This is a genomic window from Pseudomonas sp. WC1 (assembly GCF_050586565.1).
In the GTDB taxonomy this organism is placed as follows: Bacteria; Pseudomonadota; Gammaproteobacteria; order Pseudomonadales; family Pseudomonadaceae; genus Aquipseudomonas.
The window spans coordinates 51777-69277 of record NZ_JBOBDQ010000004.1 but is presented as its reverse complement, the minus strand read 5'-3'; the positions used below and the strand labels follow the sequence as shown (position 1 = coordinate 69277).

At 60.0% G+C, this 17501-nt stretch carries 16 protein-coding genes and 2 pseudogenes; 5 read left to right on the top strand and 13 right to left on the bottom strand.

The genetic code is table 11. The features are described from left to right. Positions 1-185: 185 nt before the first annotated feature. From ACQ4OD_RS02805 to ACQ4OD_RS02795, 3 genes are all read right to left on the bottom strand, one after another. Positions 186-1160, bottom strand: a complete 975-nt coding sequence (locus ACQ4OD_RS02805; protein ID WP_430943852.1) for a L,D-transpeptidase family protein — start codon at positions 1158-1160, stop codon at positions 186-188. Between the two features lie 95 nt (positions 1161-1255). Continuing rightward, on the bottom strand, positions 1256-1537 hold the full coding sequence (locus ACQ4OD_RS02800) for a hypothetical protein (RefSeq protein WP_102683256.1): 282 nt from the start codon (positions 1535-1537) through the stop codon (positions 1256-1258). A 58-nt stretch (positions 1538-1595) separates the two neighbouring features. Continuing rightward, on the bottom strand, positions 1596-2201 hold the full coding sequence (locus ACQ4OD_RS02795) for an arylesterase (protein ID WP_173862436.1): 606 nt from the start codon (positions 2199-2201) through the stop codon (positions 1596-1598). Positions 2202-2211: 10 nt separating this feature from the next. On the opposite strand from ACQ4OD_RS02795, the gene ACQ4OD_RS02790 reads away from it, so the two are divergent. Together ACQ4OD_RS02790 and ACQ4OD_RS02785 are read left to right on the top strand one after the other, a co-directional pair. Then, the gene (locus tag ACQ4OD_RS02790; RefSeq protein ID WP_139669916.1) at positions 2212-2895 is read left to right on the top strand and encodes an ABC transporter ATP-binding protein; all 684 of its coding nucleotides are present in this window, start codon (positions 2212-2214) and stop codon (positions 2893-2895) included. Beyond that, the gene (locus ACQ4OD_RS02785) at positions 2895-5402 is read left to right on the top strand and encodes an ABC transporter permease (protein ID WP_198753922.1); all 2508 of its coding nucleotides are present in this window, start codon (positions 2895-2897) and stop codon (positions 5400-5402) included. Before ACQ4OD_RS02790 ends, ACQ4OD_RS02785 begins: the two co-directional genes overlap by 1 nt. 19 nt (positions 5403-5421) lie before the next feature. On the opposite strand, the gene ACQ4OD_RS02780 is transcribed toward ACQ4OD_RS02785, so the two are convergent. Continuing rightward, entirely contained in the window at positions 5422-5946 is a 525-nt protein-coding gene (locus ACQ4OD_RS02780) for a hypothetical protein (protein ID WP_430943851.1), read from the bottom strand. Between ACQ4OD_RS02780 and ACQ4OD_RS02775 the strand changes: the two genes are divergently transcribed. Then, the gene (locus ACQ4OD_RS02775; RefSeq protein WP_430943850.1) at positions 5929-7389 is read left to right on the top strand and encodes a PLP-dependent aminotransferase family protein; all 1461 of its coding nucleotides are present in this window, start codon (positions 5929-5931) and stop codon (positions 7387-7389) included. The genes ACQ4OD_RS02780 and ACQ4OD_RS02775 overlap by 18 nt on opposite strands. Here ACQ4OD_RS02775 and ACQ4OD_RS02770 read toward each other — a convergent pair. Continuing rightward, positions 7365-7642: pseudogene (locus ACQ4OD_RS02770) on the bottom strand (GreA/GreB family elongation factor); the annotation flags it as partial. The gene ACQ4OD_RS02775 and the pseudogene ACQ4OD_RS02770 overlap by 25 nt on opposite strands. 463 nt (positions 7643-8105) lie before the next feature. Between ACQ4OD_RS02770 and greB the strand changes: the two are divergent. Continuing rightward, the gene (greB, locus tag ACQ4OD_RS02765; RefSeq protein WP_139669909.1) at positions 8106-8591 is read left to right on the top strand and encodes a transcription elongation factor GreB; all 486 of its coding nucleotides are present in this window, start codon (positions 8106-8108) and stop codon (positions 8589-8591) included. Here the strand turns inward: greB and ACQ4OD_RS02760 are convergent. The 8 genes and pseudogenes from ACQ4OD_RS02760 to ACQ4OD_RS02725 form a co-directional block, all read right to left on the bottom strand. Beyond that, a pseudogene (locus tag ACQ4OD_RS02760) lies at positions 8487-8882 on the bottom strand (NAD(P)-dependent oxidoreductase); the annotation flags it as partial. The gene greB and the pseudogene ACQ4OD_RS02760 overlap by 105 nt on opposite strands. 289 nt (positions 8883-9171) lie before the next feature. After that, the gene (locus ACQ4OD_RS02755; RefSeq protein ID WP_430943849.1) at positions 9172-10908 is read right to left on the bottom strand and encodes a GNAT family N-acetyltransferase; all 1737 of its coding nucleotides are present in this window, start codon (positions 10906-10908) and stop codon (positions 9172-9174) included. 17 nt (positions 10909-10925) lie between these two features. Then, entirely contained in the window at positions 10926-11711 is a 786-nt protein-coding gene (locus ACQ4OD_RS02750; RefSeq protein WP_218571123.1) for a class I SAM-dependent methyltransferase, read from the bottom strand. A 113-nt stretch (positions 11712-11824) separates the two neighbouring features. Beyond that, positions 11825-12046, bottom strand: a complete 222-nt coding sequence (locus tag ACQ4OD_RS02745; RefSeq protein WP_146022594.1) for a hypothetical protein — start codon at positions 12044-12046, stop codon at positions 11825-11827. Positions 12047-12230: 184 nt separating this feature from the next. Beyond that, positions 12231-13163 carry a ThiF family adenylyltransferase gene (locus tag ACQ4OD_RS02740; protein ID WP_198753915.1) on the bottom strand — a complete coding sequence of 311 codons (933 nt, stop codon included), beginning with the start codon at positions 13161-13163 and terminating at the stop codon, positions 12231-12233. A gap of 861 nt (positions 13164-14024) precedes the next feature. Beyond that, positions 14025-14333: a hypothetical protein gene (locus tag ACQ4OD_RS02735; RefSeq protein ID WP_046854898.1), complete on the bottom strand. Its 309-nt coding sequence runs from the start codon at positions 14331-14333 to the stop codon at positions 14025-14027. 227 nt (positions 14334-14560) lie between these two features. Then, positions 14561-14995 (bottom strand): DoxX family protein, encoded by a 435-nt coding sequence (locus ACQ4OD_RS02730; RefSeq protein WP_430943848.1) that lies wholly within the window; start codon positions 14993-14995, stop codon positions 14561-14563. A 112-nt stretch (positions 14996-15107) separates the two neighbouring features. After that, entirely contained in the window at positions 15108-16514 is a 1407-nt protein-coding gene (locus ACQ4OD_RS02725; RefSeq protein WP_430943847.1) for a transglycosylase SLT domain-containing protein, read from the bottom strand. Between the two features lie 158 nt (positions 16515-16672). On the opposite strand from ACQ4OD_RS02725, the gene ACQ4OD_RS02720 reads away from it, so the two are divergent. Continuing rightward, positions 16673-17479 carry a TatD family hydrolase gene (locus tag ACQ4OD_RS02720; RefSeq protein WP_139669897.1) on the top strand — a complete coding sequence of 269 codons (807 nt, stop codon included), beginning with the start codon at positions 16673-16675 and terminating at the stop codon, positions 17477-17479. Positions 17480-17501 lie beyond the last annotated feature (22 nt).

Here is a 17501-nt window from a genome sequence, read left to right as displayed (position 1 = left end):
CTTTTTTATTGCCTCGAAGAAAGCCTGTTGCTGCAAGGCCAAACAACAGGGGCCGCCTTGCGTCCCATCGCGGGGCAGGCCCACTCCTACAGCGCAGCGCACGCCTACCTGTAGGAGCGGGCTTGCCCCGCGATGGGCCGCAAGGCGACCCCTAAGTGCCCCGCTAGTTAACGGCGGGTAATCGCTTACTGCAATTCCGGTGGAATGCTCGACACCATCGGCACGCTTGCACCATTGGCAGGCACGGCGATCTCGACCGGCATGCCATCTTCGGCGGCGACCACATCGCGAACCATGTCCCAATTCATGCGCAAGTTGTTGGCCAGGTCTTCACGCTTGAGCAGCGCGTTGATGACGGCGGTGTGCTTGTCGACCACCGACGGATTGCCTTGATCGTCCAGCGGCGTGTGGGCTTCCAGATAGACTTTGCCAGCACTGATACCGAACTTGTACGGCTCGTTGATGATACGTACCGGGGTGCCCACCGGGACCATCTTCGACAGCGTCAGCACATTGTTGTTGAGCATGCGGAAGCAACCGTGACTGGTGCGCATGCCGATACCGAACTTCTTGTTCGAGCCATGGATCAGGTAGCCCGGCACCCCAAGGGTGAACTTGAACGGCCCCAACGGGTTGTCCGGCCCGGCCGGCACCACGGACGGCAGGATGTCGCCATCGGCGGCGTGCTCGGCACGGATCGAGGCCGGCGGGGTCCAGGTCGGATTAGGTGTCTTGGCGGTGATCTTGGTGTTCGCGATCGGCGACCCCCAACCCTCGCGACCAATACCCAGCGGGAAGGTATGCACCACGTTCTGCCCTTTCGGGTAGTAGTAGAGGCGGTACTCGGCCAGGTTGATGACAATGCCTTCGCGCGGCCCCGGCGGCAGGATGTAGCGGGTCGGCAGGATGATCTCGGTACCGGCGCCCGGCAGCCACGGGTCGACGCCGGGGTTGGCGGCGATCATCTCCAGATAGCCAAGGTCGTTGGCGGTGCCGATATCGGCGAAAGTGTCTTCGTACTTGGCCTGGATGGTGTGGACCTGACCGACGACGTCCTCACCGGGGGGTGGCAACGGCAGTTCCAGCGCAACAGCGGGGCCTGTCGCCAGCAAGGCGGCCAGGGTCAGGCTACGGGTGACGGCGGGAAAGCGCGGCAACATCCGGGAAATCCTTCGAAAGGTCAGTCAAGGGAATCGATTGTACACCCGCGCCGAAACAAGCGGGAGGCGCAAGCATTTCAGATGATGAAAGGCGCTCAGAGTTCCGGCCACACCGGGCGCATGCCACGCCGCTGGGCATCGAGGATTGCCTTGCACAACTCACACAGGCGCTCGTCACGGTAGATGGCCCGCTCGACACTCGACCAGCGCGGCTGCGCGGGCAGCAGGCCACCGCACAAGGTGCGGTCGACAGGCACGCCGAGCTCGAGCTGGCGGGCGGCGAGGTGGATGCGCACTTCCTGGCAGGCAAACAGGTCGAGCTGCTCGTCGGGCTCGATCAGTTGGTAGGCGTACAGGGACCAGGCAGGGCGCGGCATCGGGGGCACTCGAAACGGGGGGCGCAACATTAGCCGAAAGCGGCCCCCGATAAAAGCATCACAGCAAGGGTTTTATCGCCGGCCAGGCATTTTCCAGCAAGCGCTGCTGGGCGGCGGCTGCAGGGTGGATGCCATCGGCCTGCATCAGCTCCGGCACCCCGCCCACGCCTTCCAGGAAAAACGGCACCAGCGGCACCTTTTTCTCCGTGGCCAGTTGCTCGTAGACCTGGGCGAACGCCGTGGTGTAGCGCACACCGTAGTTGGGGGGCAGGCGCATGCCCAGCAGCACGACCTTGGCCCCCGCATCGCGGGACTGGTCGATCATTGCCGCAAGATTCTGTTGCAATTGCTGCGGTGGCTGCCCGCGCAGGCCATCGTTGCCACCTAACTCCAGCACCACCAGGTCCGGCTTGTGCGCTGCAAGCAGCGCCGACAGCCGCGCCTGGCCGCCCGCGCTGGTGTCGCCGCTGATGGAGGCATTGACCACCTGGTCGTCAAAACCCTCCTTGCGCAGTTGCTGTTGCAGCAGGTTGACCCAACCCTGACGGGTATCCAGGCCAAAACCGGCGCTGATACTATCGCCCACGACCAGCAATGTTCCCGCTGCCGCGCCCTGGGCCAGGCAACACAGGGCCAGACCGGCACTCAACCACCACATTCGCATCGGATTCTCCATGAGCCCCAGCATTCTCGTTGCGCAGAACCTTAGCAAAGTGGTCCCCAGCACGGAAGGCGACCTGACCATCCTCCACGCCCTCTCCCTCGACCTCGCCCAAGGCGACAGCCTGGCCATCGTCGGTGCCTCCGGTTCCGGCAAGTCCACGCTGTTGGGCCTGCTCGCCGGGCTCGACCGGCCGAGTGCCGGCAAGGTGATACTGGCCGGACACGACCTCGGCCCCCTCGACGAGGACCAGCGCGCCCGGGTGCGCGCCGAGCACGTCGGCTTCGTGTTCCAGTCGTTCCAACTGCTCGACAGCCTCAACGCCCTGGAGAACGTCATGCTGCCGCTGGAGCTCGACGGTCGCCGCGATGCCCGCGAGCACGCTCGCGATCTGCTCGAGCGGGTCGGCCTGGGCAAACGCCTGAGCCACACGCCGCGCCAGCTCTCCGGCGGCGAGCAGCAGCGGGTGGCGATCGCCCGCGCCTTCGCCGCGCAACCGGCCGTGCTGTTCGCCGACGAGCCCACCGGCAACCTCGACAGCCACACCGGCGAGCGCATCAGCGACCTTTTGTTCGAACTGAACCAGGAGCGCGGCACGACACTGGTGCTGGTAACCCACGACGAACGCCTGGCCAAGCGCTGCCGCCGCCTGATCCGCCTGGATGCCGGACGCCTGGTGACGCCCCTGGAGCCCTGATGACCCGCCTATCGTTCCCACGCCTGTGCACCCTTGCTCTGCGCCAGTTGCTGCGTGACGCGCGCGCCAGCGAAGTCCGCGTGCTGTTCTTCGCCCTGCTGGTTGCGGTGGCGGCCAGCACCGCCATCGGCTACTTCGGCGCTCGCCTGAACGGCGCCATGCAGTTGCGCGCCAGCGAGTTCCTCGGCGCCGACCTGGTCCTGCAGGGCAGTGCCCCACCCGCCGCGCAGCAGATCGCCAGCGGCACCGCGCTGGGCCTGCGTCATGCGCGGGTGGTGGAGTTCACCAGCGTGGTTGGCGGCGACAGCGGCATCCAGCTTTCCAGCATCAAGGCGGCCGACTCCGCCTACCCGCTGCGCGGCCAATTGCGCAGCGCCCCGGCGCCCTATACCGCAGAGACGCCCGGTGGCGGCCCGGCGCCGGGAGAGGCCTGGGTCGAACCGCGCCTGCTCGCGGCGCTCGGCCTGGCCATCGGCGACAGCATCGACGTCGGCATGAAGACCCTGCGCATGAGCCGCGTGCTGACCTACGAGCCCGACCGCGCCGGCAACTTCTACAGCCTGACCCCTCGGGTGCTGATGAACCTCGCCGACCTGGACGCCACCGGCGTCATCCAGCCGGGCAGCCGGGTCAGCTACCGCGACCTGTGGCGCGGTGATATCGACGCCTTGCAAACGTACCGGCAGGCGGCGGAAAAAAGCCTGGCCGCCAACCAGCGCCTGCTCGACACTCGCGACGGTAACCGGCAGATCGGCGGCGCACTGGGCAAGGCCGAGCGTTACCTGAACATGGCGAGCCTGGTGGCGGTGCTGCTGGCCGGTGTCGCCGTGGCCTTGTCAGCCAGCCGCTACGCCGCGCGGCGCCTGGATGCCAGTGCCCTGCTACGCTGCCTGGGCCTGTCCCGGCATCAGGCCCTTGGCCTTTACAGCCTGCAACTGGCAATGCTCGGTGTCGCCGCCGCAGTCATCGGCGCACTGCTCGGCTGGCTCGCCCAGCTGGGGTTGTTCCGCCTGCTCGAAGGGCTGCTACCCAGCCAGGTGCCGCCCGGTGGACTCACCCCGGCGCTGGCCGGCATCGGCACCGGATTGGTAGCCCTGGCCGGCTTCGCCTTGCCGCCCCTGGCAGCCCTGGGTCGCGTGCCGCCGCTACGGGTCCTGCGCCGCGACCTATTGCCACTGCCACCGAGCAGCTGGTTGGTGTACGGCGCCGCACTGCTCGCCCTGGGCCTGATCATGTGGCGCCTGAGCCTGGACTTGCTGCTGACCTTCGCCCTGCTCGGCGGCGGGCTGATCGCCGCCTTGCTGCTGGGGGGGTTACTGTTGCTCGGCCTGCGCAGCCTGCGCCGGTTGCTGGCCGGCGCGCCGCTGGCCTGGCGGCTGGGGCTCGGGCAGTTGCTGCGTCACCCGCTGGCCGCCGCCGGCCAGGCCCTGGCCTTCGGCCTGATCCTCCTGGCAATGGGCCTGGTCGCCCTGCTGCGGGCGGAACTGCTCGACACCTGGCAGGCGCAGTTGCCCAAGGACGCACCCAATCATTTCGCCCTGAACATCCTGCCCGACGAGCGCCAGCCTTTCGCCGAGCGCCTGGCCCAGATCAACGCCACCGCCGCGCCGCTGTACCCGGTGATTCCCGGCCGCCTGACCCATATCAACGAGCAGCCAGTGCGCCAGCTGGTCAGCAAGGAGTCCACTGGCGAGCGCGCCATCCAGCGTGACCTCAGCCTGACCTGGGCCGCCGAGCTGCCCCAGGGCAATGCCCTGAGCGCCGGCCAATGGTGGCAGCAGGCACCCGCCAACGATGAAGCCCCCGGGGTTTCTGTGGAAGCGGAGCTGGCGCAGAGCCTGCACCTGCAACTGGGCGACCTGCTGACCTTCGACATCGGCGGCCAGCAACGCCAGGCCCGGGTCAGCAGCCTGCGTAGCGTGCATTGGGACAGCTTCCAGCCAAACTTCTACATGATCTTCCAGCCGGGCACCTTGCAAGGCCTGCCCACCACCTACCTCACCAGCTTCTACCTGGCGGCGGGCCACGACCAGGAAATCGTCGCGCTGTCCCGGGCGTTCCCGGCGGTGACCGTGCTGCAGGTCGATGCGCTGCTCGCCCAGCTGCGCAGCATCCTCGCCCAAGTCACCCTGGCGGTGGAGTACGTGCTGTTGTTCGTGCTGGCTGCGGGGCTGGCGGTACTGTTTGCCGGCCTGCAGGCGACCCTCGACGAACGCATCCGCCAAGGTGCCCTGCTGCGGGCCCTGGGAGCGGCACGCCCGCTGCTGGTAAAGGCACGACGCATCGAGTTCGGCCTGCTCGGCGCCGCCAGCGGCCTGCTCGCGGCACTCGGCTGCGAGCTGATCACCTTCGGCCTGTACCGCCATGCCTTCGACCTGGCCTGGGCGCCGCACCCGGCGCTGCTCCTGTTGCCGCTGCTGGGCGCGCTGCTGATCGGCGCCGCCGGTGGCTATGGCACCCGGCGGGCACTGAACAGCAGCCCGCTGACCGTGCTGCGCGAGGGTTGAGCCCTGTGCAGGCCAGGGTTCAGGGCTGGCTGGCCTGTAGGCGGCCGCGCAGGCGCAGCCGGCCCACCACCCCCGCCATGAGTACTATCGGGGCAGCGACGGCGATCGCCAGATGGTTCAGGTCCAGCGGCGGGATGCAACTGAGGAACAGTGAGTACAGGGCGCCGGCCATCATCTGCAGAAAGAAGAACTGCCCCGACGACATGCCGACGTCCTGGCTGACGCAACGCAACAACCCTGCCTGCGTGATCGGAATGACCATACCGGTACAGACCAGCAGCGCGATTATCGGCAGCAGGAACACCAGCGTCCCCGGCCCCACCAGCAGCAGCCCCAGTGACAGGCTTATGCAACCTCCCAAGCCGATCATCGCGGCGAGCGCCAGCAGCGCGTCCAGGTCGTGGGTCTGGCTCAGGCGCCGCGCGATGGTGCTGCCCGCCACATAGCCACAGGCACAGGCGCCGATCAGCGCGCCATACTCCAGCTCACTGAAACCCAGCACCTGCTGGAAGGCATGGGACCACTTATGGCCAGAGGCAAACAACCGCTTGCCCTTGACCTTGCCCTGCCGTTCGAGCTGTCCGCCAAACCTTCGGCCCGCAAGCACCAGCTGCTCTATGCCTTCCTGCAAGATCTGCTCGCCGGTGGCCATCTGGCGCCCGGCACACGCTTGCCCTCCACCCGCACCCTCGCCCAGCGGTGGGGAGTGGCGCGGGGCACCGTCGAGCTGGTTTTCGAACAACTCGCCCTGGAAGGTTGCATCCTGCGCCGACAAGGCGCGGGCTCAGTGGTCGCACCGCTGCGTCCCGATGCGCTGATCGCGGCCAACGACCAGCCCCTGGCCACGCTCGCTTGCCCCCACGAGCCCGCGCCTTGCGCCAGCCCTGCCGCCCTGCCAGAAGCCTGGCTGCAGACGGGCGTGCCCTTCGTCGCCCGGCTGGCAGACCCGACGCTGCTTGAACAGCGTCATCTGCAACTGGCCGCCGATGCCCTTGCGGCGATCACCGAGAGCGTTCCGCACGCGGGTGACAGGTTGCTGCGCAAGGCTATCGCAACTCACATCCGCCTTTATCGGGGCATAGAGTGCGACGTCGAGGATATCGTCGTGACCCAGGGCATTCGCCACACACTGCACTTCATCAGCCAGTGGCTGGATAAGGACAACGCCATCGCCCTGGAGGATCCGGGCTACTCCTGGGCCGCACGCATGTTCGAACAGACCGGCAGGCGGGTGATCTGCGTCGCCGTGGACCAGGCAGGCCTGGACGTAGAACAACTGGCCAGGCACGACAACGTCCGCGCAGTGCACACCACCCCCGCGCACCAGGCTCCGCTGGGCATCTGCATGAGCGTCCAGCGACGCCAGGCGCTGCTGGACTGGGCACAGACCCGAGATGCCTACATCGTCGAGGATGATTACGACAGCGAATACAACTATGCCTGCGCGCCACTGCCGGCGATCAAGGCGCTCGACCAGCATGACCGGGTGCTGTTCTGCGGCAGCTTCAACAAGACATTGTTCAGTGGGCTGAGGCTGGGCTTCGCGGTTGTACCGCGAACCTTGCGCGCACGGCTCATCGACTGGTTGGCGGCAACAGGGCAGACGCCGGGGATCATCGCCCAGCGGACGGTGCGCCAGTATCTGCTGCGCGGTCACTATGAACGGCACCTGCGCATCGCAAGGCAGACCTACCAACGCCGCCGGGACCTGCTGCTCGAGCGTCTCGCGGCAGAGCCAGGCATGACCGTCAGCGGCGAGCAATCCGGCCTGCACTTCGTCCTCTGGTTGCCCAACGGCGTCAGTGAGCAGGCGTTCTGCGAGCGGGCCCGGCAATGCGGGCTGGTGTTGCAGCCGATCGGTCTGTTCTGCCGCAAACACACCTGGCCCGCCGGCGTGCTGATCGGTTATGCAGCGCTCACCGATGAGCAGATCGCAGCAGCGGCACAGGTGCTGGTAGAGGTCTATCGGGCATCGCTACCCGGGTAGCTGATGCGGTTGACGTACCAGGTTGCCTCACCCGGGGGGGGGGCACCACCACCTCGTCGCCCTCCTCCTTCTTGAGCAACGCCCGGGCCATGGGCGAGTCGATGGAGATATAGTCGTTGCGCCCGTGGATCTCGTCATAGCCGACGATGCGAAAGCGCAACGAGTACTCGACCACCTTGACGTCTTCCAGGCGCTTGCGCAGGTAACGCACGCGGCGGTCGATCTCGCGCAGCAGCTTCTTGTTGTACTGGTATTATCACCCCAACCCCAGAACAGCATTAGCGATCCAACCAAGCAGCACTTCCACACTGGACGTACCCCGCACCTGCCGAATCCATCCAAGCAGCCTGAGGCGGCTTCACCCTGCCCGCATATTCTGGCGCACCAGAGAGATCACGGAGGGAGAACTGTTAAGCCCACCTTTGCAGCAACAGACGAACACCCATTCAGCAGCTCCGTTCGCCCCAAACAACCGGTCTCATAGCAAAGCCGCTGCGTCACTCAAGAAGCGGCGCCTCAGAAGCCACCCGGAAAGTCCTAGGCATAGGCCCTAAGTACTGCCCTAACGGAAGCTGTTCAAACAGCAATCCAAGGCGTGGTAGTCTCGCTTGGATTTGACTTGGATCATCATCTCGGCGGCGATTGCCTAAGGACATCTCCTGGCGGCTCCGTCCCCATTGATCCAGGTGCCACCGTATCTGTATCAGGAGTAGAGGTTGCCGACCAACATCATCACCAGAGAAGGGCACGCTGCTCTGAAGGCTGAACTAGACCACCTCTGGCACACCTACCGTCCCGAAATCACTCAGAAGGTTACCTGGGCCGCCTCTCTAGGGGATCGGAGTGAGAACGCGGATTACCAATACAACAAAAAGCTTCTTCGAGAGATTGATCGTCGGATCAGATACCTCCGGAAGCGGTTGGAGGACATCCGGGTTGTCAACTATGCCCCCGAGCAAGAGGGCAAAGTCTTCTTTGGCGCCTGGGTTGAGATCGACAATGAAGATGGTGAGAGCAAGCGATTCCGAATCGTCGGGTACGATGAGATCTACGGTCGGAAGGACTACATCTCGATTGATTCCCCCATGGCCCGCGCCCTACTGAAGAAAGAGGAAGGGGACGAGGTCGTGGTGCAGACTCCGACGGGCGAAGCGACTTGGTTCATCGCTAGCATTTCCTACGAACAGCCTGCCCACGGGTAGCCCCTTCCACCAGGATTCGGCAGCCTTGCTTGCACCACGGGGGAGCCAGCGCCTACAAACAGGTCGGACAGGATTGGTTGTCAGCAAAGATCGATCCTCGAAGGCAATTTGGCCCGCCTGAAGCGCGCTCAAAAACGCTTGCTGATCAACCAAACCGCTGTGGGCGGTATTGATCAACCACGCATGGGGCTTCATTCGCTGCAGCTCAGCACGCCCCACGATGTTTCTGGAGCGCTCGCTGAGCACCATATGGAGGATAGCGATATCCGCCTGCTCAAAGAGGGTGTCCTTGCTGACCCGCGCCCCCCAATGATCTGCCCGTCCAGGACGCCATCGAGCAGATCAGGCGCTTGGAAAATGGTTATGGCGCCTGAGAAATCTTCGCTCCAATAGATGAAGCAGAGAGAGACGATGGCTAATCGGCCAGACCGAGCCGACCCCAGCTTTGCGCCCCAAGGCTCTGGTCACACGCTGTTGGCCCGACCACCGCTTGATCGCTTAAGATCTATCAGGGCATCAAAGCCTCTTTGCTCGACAGGCCGTCTTTCAGCAGTGTTGCTAACAACTCTGCGTCAAGCGGTTATAGAACCAACGCATATATATTTTGATCAAGAAACTCATCCCCTATACGCTCTGCTTTTTTAAGTGTGCCCTCATAACTGAAACCACAGCGCAATGCCAGCGCATTGCTTTTTCCATTTTTTACGGCAGCCTTGATAACGAAGCGGCATATCTGGCTTTTTTCCACATAAGTTTCAATCAGTTTTTTTACCGCAGCTGATAGAACGCCCTTCCCTTGCATATCAACATCCAACCAGTAACCTAAATAAGCGGTTTTATTCACGAGATCCATCGAATTAAAAGACAGAACACCGCAGGGCTTACCTGACTCACAAAGTATATAAGTTTTGGAGATATCTTCTTGATGTTCCTTTGAGCATGAAATTAAAAATTCCTCTACGTCTTTCGGACATCTTGTGTTTCTAGGCCAGTGCATATACTTTTCAAAGTTTTTTTTATTTTTTGTTATGAGTTCAAACAAGTCCTTAGCGTATGAAGGTTTAGAGTTGACCAAAGATAGAGTTTCTGTAATTTTAATGTCTTCGGATACGCAATAAATGTCGTCAAGCACCAGACAATTGGGCTTGGATGGCGACCGACATAAACCAAGACGTCTGTCGTCGTATTTATAAACCACAGGCTTACACCTGACCCACTGAGTCATAGTTTGAAGGTCATACGCCCCACACCCTTTTATAAGAAAATGATCATTTTCCTTGAGAGAAAACGTTTCCCCGAGAGCTGTAATATAATCCGCTTCGAAGCAATTAAAACCCACTAAGTACTGAGCGTGACGCGTCGGCGCTTCTGGAAAATTTGATACAGGTACGATCGAATGAGCCCACTGATGGATTGAGGGAACCCAGTTTGAAGCCACGTTTGTTTGGAGAAGCTCTATGCCATTACGCCACTTAGTACTAAAAACCCTACCGCAGAGATAGCCATAATCCTCACTGAGGCATCTACCCGGCTCAAAGATGTAACGCCAATGCTGATTTACTTGCCCAAACAATGCTTGAGCTTTTTGAGCGATTTCTTTAAAAAAAATATCAGCAGAGGGTGTTTTGATGTTGATATCTTTTGAGAATGAGTCTGCTGGGAAACCGCTTCCCAAGTCTAGTATTCCTCGCTCCGGCATATGTTTGACTAGGAAAGAAGCCCATAGCGCCAGCGTGTCAGTTATGGCTGTCGTCGCCGGCAGATTTGACCCAGCATTAAGATGAAATCCGACATGCTCTATGCACTCGTACCTGCGAAGGCAGGGCAAGAGAATTTCTTCAAACTCATTTGATGTACAGCCGAAGCGGGAATATCCCGTGTCTCGATAAAGATGCGATAAGCGAATTATGATCTGGCATTTCTTTCTGATGTTCGAACATATAGACCCTAGCCTCTCGACTTCACTAATGCTATCAACCTGCACCAGCACCTCGTGCTTAACAGCGAACAACAGTTCGTCATCGAGCTTAAGCGGGCCATCAAAAATTATTTGGTTGCTTTCAAAGCCTGCTTGTAACGCTAAATTGATTTCCTCTATTGAACAGGCCTCCACCCAGTAATGGTTATCTTTGAGCATTTGACAAAATGCCCCTAAATTACACGATTTCAACGAAGCCGCGAGCACGACCCCATCAAAGTGCTTTTTTGCAGAACGCATAAAGCTTTCCGCTTTCGCTCGGGCACTTTCAAGATCAAAAATGAAAAAAGGCCGATCAGGGCTGGCCTCCTCTAAGATATGATTCCGGACAGTCTCCATGAATCTTTCCGGGGGAGCTATTTGTGCCATGTCTGGAAAGCCACTCCTTGAAAATCTTTCTGAGCGTTCAAGCTTTTTCGAATTTCAAAAAAGTGACTATATAAAGCTTCTTGTTGATCCGTCGCCATAGCTCTAGTTCCAGGATTTTCTTGACATAAATAACGCCTTACACGCATTGCCAGTGCATCCTCACTTTCAGCAAACAGTTCGTACGTAAATTCGGAGCCGAGGGTAAATCCATGCCCCGTAAAAAATTCCTTCCAATAATCGTATGTCCAAGAGGGTTCTGGACGCCAGCCTAGTGCTTTCTCGACCGCATTTAGTATAAATTCCGGGGGCGTCAACCTGAAAAAAAAGTTTGAGATGCACAAGATTCCAGTATGCTTTAGAACTCGATGGCATTCTGACAATGCGCGCTGGCGATCCTGGATGAAACCAAAGTTACAACCACCTAGCACATGAGTGAATGACTCATTTTCGAATGGCAATGCGCAAGCATCGGCCACTAAGTATTGTAATTTATCGGTCGCATTTAGTTCGTTTGTTTTTTCATTAGCAACGCTGACTGCCGCACTACTTGTATCAATACCTACGGCCCGGCTTCCTACCTGCTCATAACAATACCTTGAACTAAATCCTGTAGAGCAAGCTAAATCTAGAAGATAAGAGCCAGAGGTAACAGTCGACGCCTCGATCAAATAGTCGAGCGCATGACTTGCACCAGGAGGTGTATTCTCTTGCTGCATGAATGCTACAAGATCAGGATAGGTCATAGAACTGAAGTCTACGCGCTTGGTGTTCACGAGATAATCTTCCGAGAAAGCATGATTAGAGATAGATGCGAAGACAAGCTTCGCATCTATTTAGAGTCAAGCTGGTGCAGATCCGCTTAAAGACCTACAGCTTTAGACGAGCTCTAATTGCACATCGAATGCTGGTGAGCACTCGGAAGTGTGCAGACGCTGGCAAGAGACTCCTTGAGTTGTTCATGTTTAGTAAAGGGTGCGACTGGTTGGCCCGCTGCATTGACTTGAAGCTGCGCCTCAGTCTCAACCGGTGCCGGTGGCAAAGCAGTAGCCTGTACGGCAGGCGAACTTGCCAAGATAACTGAAGCGATACCAAGCAATTTCTTATCCATGTTACATTCCTTTGTTTTCCGTGAGAACGATTATCGCTCCTGGTTATGGTTGCGACTTATAGCTCTTTTGTCAAGCATCTTTTTAAAGTCGCGTAATAATTCTACCTCTCCCATGCAGACAGCTTAAAATGTTAACTCACCTCGCTTACTTGCCACTCCCTAAACACCGGATGGATAGTCAAGCTTACAGGATCATTCTAGAGCTATCCCAGCGCTCTATTCTGGATTCAAATCCTTTGAATGTGTGTGTTGCCAGTGCAGAAATCAAATTGCTGCTTAGCATCGACGCAAGACTGAAATTTACTGGGCCGTAGCTCGGCATTATGCCGCTTGGCAACCTTGTGAGTGGTGCCGATACGTCACGCCTGACGCTGGGCGCAAGGTTTTTCGCATCGCTTGGATTAAATAGGAGCGATGTACTGAAGCAATGAAGATATCCACCAGATACAACGGGTATATCGAACTCCTCTGCGATAAAAACACCATCTCTCGCGAGAGTAGGAGGATCGTCAGCAGTTATAACAGCGCCTTGAACATCTGAAATAAGTTCCCTCAGCAACTCAAGTGAGCAGGGTTTCACGTGAGTTACTACGCTCAGATTTTCAAACCTTGCAGTCAGCGCCTTCTTGAGCACGTCCACTTTATAGTTTCCTACATCTGCAAGCGTCCAAAAGAGCTGGCGATTCAAGTTACTCTTTTCTACCACGTCATGATCGGTTAGTATTAGATTTCGTATACCCGCACCTGCTAACAGCATCGCCACTGAACTTCCGATTCCTCCACAACCAGCAATTATAATTTTGGAGTTTTTCAGTATTTCCATGTCGGCTATTACATCTGCACACTGGCGTGCAACACTCAAGAAGTAGCTCGTCGTTCTGCTGGTTACAGGATCTTGAAGAAGCTGCTTCACTTGTTCAATTTCATCGTGCGCACCCTGGATTAAAGCTCCACATTCCTTCAGGGCCTGCTCCAGCGATTGTTCGTCTCCACTTCTGAAACTCGAAATTCCTTTAGGGCCATTTATAATGGTCTCATCGGATTCCCGGGAAAACAGTACGGAGGGCGCAATAATGGCAACCGGCTTGCCGTGTTTGTAGTAAACTAAATCGTCCATGACTACCTCTTATGTCCGCATGACGCTTTTGAAATAAACGATTAGGAATGGGAAAAGTTTAAGGCTGGTTCAGCTGTCATCTTTTTTCGGTAGTGGAGGCTTTCAAGGCCTGAGAAATCACTGGGAAGCTGGGTGAAGGGCTAATCAAGCGCACGCGGGACAAACCCAGCAGCTCTGATCTAGTTCGCGCCGTGCTGGAGCTGAAGGCCAGCGGCATGTCGAAAACAGAGGTGAGTCGAGCGCTTGATTTACCGGAAGCGACTGTCAGTTGTTATAGGCTCAAGAACTGCCTGGCTAGAAAGGGATTTGTGGTCTTAGGCTCTGTATGAAAAGCCTTGATACTCGGTGATGCTGCGTTGAAAACAACCTCGGAATGCTCATTTACAACCCGTAAAGTCGGGCGCGACTCCGACCGTTCCTCGGCTGTTTTCGCCTTGCCTGACCTTCGTCTCAAGACTTTTCATACAGACCCTAGCGGTTCATTTCCAGCACACTTCACAAGAAGCGATGGTGCGGGCTGACAACATTCGCCAGTGGATCGAAGTGGGAATTCCACCGCGGGAAATCGCAGTATTGATGCCTCGTCAGGTAGACGACTATGGCTCGGCCCTGATGGCGGAGCTTGTCAGGCGGGGCATTACTTCAAGGAATGACAGCGAGCTGCAGGACTTGCCAAAAGAGCCTGCAGGCCGGCTGATGATCGACTACCTCACCTGCCTGTATGGCAAAGGCCAATCGGATGCCTGGGCGCGTCTGATGGACTTGTTCACCCCTATGAGGAGGCCAGCGCATCCGCAGCAGGCGCAAGGCGCCCACCGAGAGACCGAGCTTAACGAAAAACGCCTGGCCGCGACACGCCGCTCAACGGCGGGTGATCAGGCCCTGGCGGGCGATGCGGGTGAGCTGGCCTATGACCTCGTCGGCATCCTGCGCCGCGGGGGCCTGGATCACGGCCAGGTCGAAGCGGTCGTTGCCATACTGATCGAGCTGGTCACAGCTGTCGGAGAACTGGATGAGGAAGGCACAAGCCTGGCCCTTGCGCCGGGAGAAGCCATCGAGATTGCGCAAAAGCGTGGGTTGATGCTGGCCGCCGAGCAGGATGCGCGGGGTACGGGAAGCCTGGTTCTTGGCCAGAGGGGTCAAACAGACACTGGTACGTGGGCAACTCATGGAGTCTCTCTCCGCCTCGCTGATCCCGCTGGGCAGCGGTGGGAGGCGTCACCGAACCAGCGCTTTAGCGGTATTTCGGATGACCCACCGGGGCCTCTCCTGCGCCCCGCAAGTAGCTGTTTAAATCGGCGCAATCGGTATGCTAGAGGGACACGCCGCAAGTTACAAGCTGCAAGTTGATCGCTTTGACCACTTGCAGCTTGAGGCTTGAAGCTTGCAGCTTTATTTCAGCGTGCGATCACATGGTCCAGCGACAGGCGGCCCGCGCCATCGATCAGCACCGCCACGGTGCCGGCCAGCAGCGCCAGGGCGAACTCATAACCGTTGTTGGACATGAACAACCCGTTGCCGATATGCACCGAGAAGATCGCCACTACCAGGGTCACGCTGAGTGCCAGCGCAGCCGGGCGGGCCAAAAGGCCGACCACCAGCGCCAGGCCGCCAAAGAACTCGGCGCTGCCGGACAGCAGGGCCATGAGGTAGCCCGGAGCCAGGCCGATGCTTTCCATCCACTGGCCGGTGCCTTCCAGGCCGTAGCCACCGAACAGGCCGAAGAGTTTCTGCGCGCCGTGGGCCATGAAGATGACACCGACCAGGATGCGCACGACGCTCAGGCCGTAGCCGGCGCGGGTGTTGAAAAGGGCTTTCAGGGAGTTGTTCATGGGGCGCTTCCTTGTTTGAGCGTGTGTGTGTTGGATGGGCGCCATCATAATCAAATCATCGGATAAGAAAATCGCAAAAAACGCGCAATTAATATCGAAAAATTTGATTTTATCAGCGCTTGGCCACCCGCTCAAGGGAGGCGCGCTCGCGGTTGAACGCGAGGTAGTACTTGTTGACACTGTTGACGAAGTTCACCGGCCCCATCCCCACCTGCTCCATGGCGATGCGCTCGGTCTGGAAGAACCACTGGTTGCCATTGAGCCCCCGTCGCCGGGCTTCGGCGCGCATGGCCTGGACCCGCTCCGGTCCGAGGTTGTAGGCGGCCAGGATGAACGCCATGCGCTCGCGCTCGTTGAGCTGCGGGCTGGCGAAGAACTTGCGGCGGATCAGCGCCAGGTAGCGGGCACTGGCCTGGACGTTGCCATCCACCGTGGCGGTGTTGCTCACGCCTACCCGCTGGGCCGCCGACGGCGTGATCTGCATCAGCCCGTGGGCACCGCCGGTGCCCCGCGCCTTGGGATCGAGGGTGGACTCCTTGAACGCCAGGGCAGCCAGGTTGAGCCAGTCGAACTGCTGGTCGCCGCCATGTTTCTGCAACACCGGGCGCAACGCGGCCAGGCGTTGGCGGTCCTGACGGGCCAATGGATTGTGCACCCGGTACTGGCGCCGGTAGATGCGCTCGAACGCCGCGTCCTGGTTGTCGGGGGCGCGGTAGGTGGCCAGGAAGCGGTCCACCGCCGCACGCAACATCGGCGCATCCTTGCGCAGATACCAGCGCATGGCCTGGGGCGGGGCCAATTGCAGCTTGCTCTCGACCCGCAGGCGCGGCATCACCCGCGCCCAGCGCTGGGCGATGGGACGCTCCACCACGGTCAGCGGGTAGATGCCGGCCTGGACCATCTCCAGCACATCCTCCACCGCCAGCGTCGGATCGACCCACTCCACCTTGATCGGTGCCCGCTTGCGCAGCGCCAACTGCTGGTTGAGTGCCTCGATTGCCGGACCCGCGGCACTGGCGGTGGTCAGGGCGATGGTGCGGCCGGACAGCTGTTCGGCACGGTTGTAGCCGCGCTCGCCCTTGCGCCCGACCAGCTGCAAGGGAACCTGGTCGAGCACTGGTGCGCTGGCATCGACGCCGCGCACCACGCCAGGGTCGAGCAACTCTCCCGGCGCGGCAAGATCGCCCTCGCCGCGCTGCAGCGCACCAAGCAACTGTTCCTTGGCGCGGGGGATGATCTTCAGGGTGATATCCTGGCCGTCGGCGATCCGGGCATTGAGGGCGTGCTCCAGGGCACGCAGGCGGTAGTACTCGATCCCGACCGGTTCACCCTTTACCTCGCCGGAGCTGTTGCGGCTCTGGTTGACCAACACCCGCAGCACCTTGCTCGAGCGGATCTGCGTCAGGTCACGGGCCTGGCTGGCAGGCACATGCTGCTGCGGCCCCGCCTCGCCGGCAGCGACCGGCCCGGCGGCCAGCAACCCGGACAGCAACAGGCTGGTGAAAAAGGTTCGCACCATGGCGGTAAGGGTCCGAGGGCGGTTGGCAGGCACCATGCGCTGTGATCGATCCGTGATAAATGACCGCAACAGACCACGGCAAACGTTTGAAGTTCTTGGCTTTTTCGCGATATCTGGGTTTTTGCTATGCTGGCCGCCCCGCGGCAAGAGGTAGCACCATGCAACTGATCGATATCGGCGTCAACCTGACCAACAGCAGTTTCCGCGACCAGCAGGCCGCTATCGTCGAGCGTGCCGTGGAAGCCGGCGTGGCACAGATGGTCCTCACCGGCACCAGCCTGGATGTCAGCGCCGAGGCGCTTGAACTATGCCAGCGCCTGGACGAGCCCGGCCAGCGTCTGTTCGGTACTGCCGGCGTGCACCCCCACGATGCCAGCCACTGGAGCGCCGACAGCGAACGCCAACTGCGCGAACTGCTCGCTCAGCCACGGGTCGTGGCCGTGGGCGAATGCGGCCTGGACTTCAACCGCGACTTCTCCCCACGCCCCGCCCAGGAAAAGGCCCTGGAGGCGCAGCTGGCGCTGGCGGTCGAGCTGCGCCTGCCGGTGTTCCTCCACGAGCGCGAGGCAAGCGAACGCCTGCTGGCGATCCTCAAAGGCTACCGCGACCACCTGAGCGCGGCGGTGGTGCACTGCTTCACCGGTGAACGCCAGGCACTGTTCGCCTACCTCGACATGGACCTGCATATCGGCATCACCGGCTGGATCTGCGACGAGCGTCGTGGCACCCACCTGCACCCACTGGTCGGCAGCATCCCGCAAGGCCGCCTGATGCTGGAAAGCGACGCGCCCTACCTGCTGCCCCGAAGCCTCAGGCCCAAGCCGAAGAACGGTCGCAACGAGCCTGCGTTCCTTCCCGAAGTGCTGCGCGAGGTGGCACAGCACCGCGGCGAAGCGATGGAGCACACCGCCGCCCATACCAGCACCTGCGCCCGCGCGTTCTTCGGCCTGCCTGAGGTTTCTTGACGCATATCAACGAGGCTTCTGG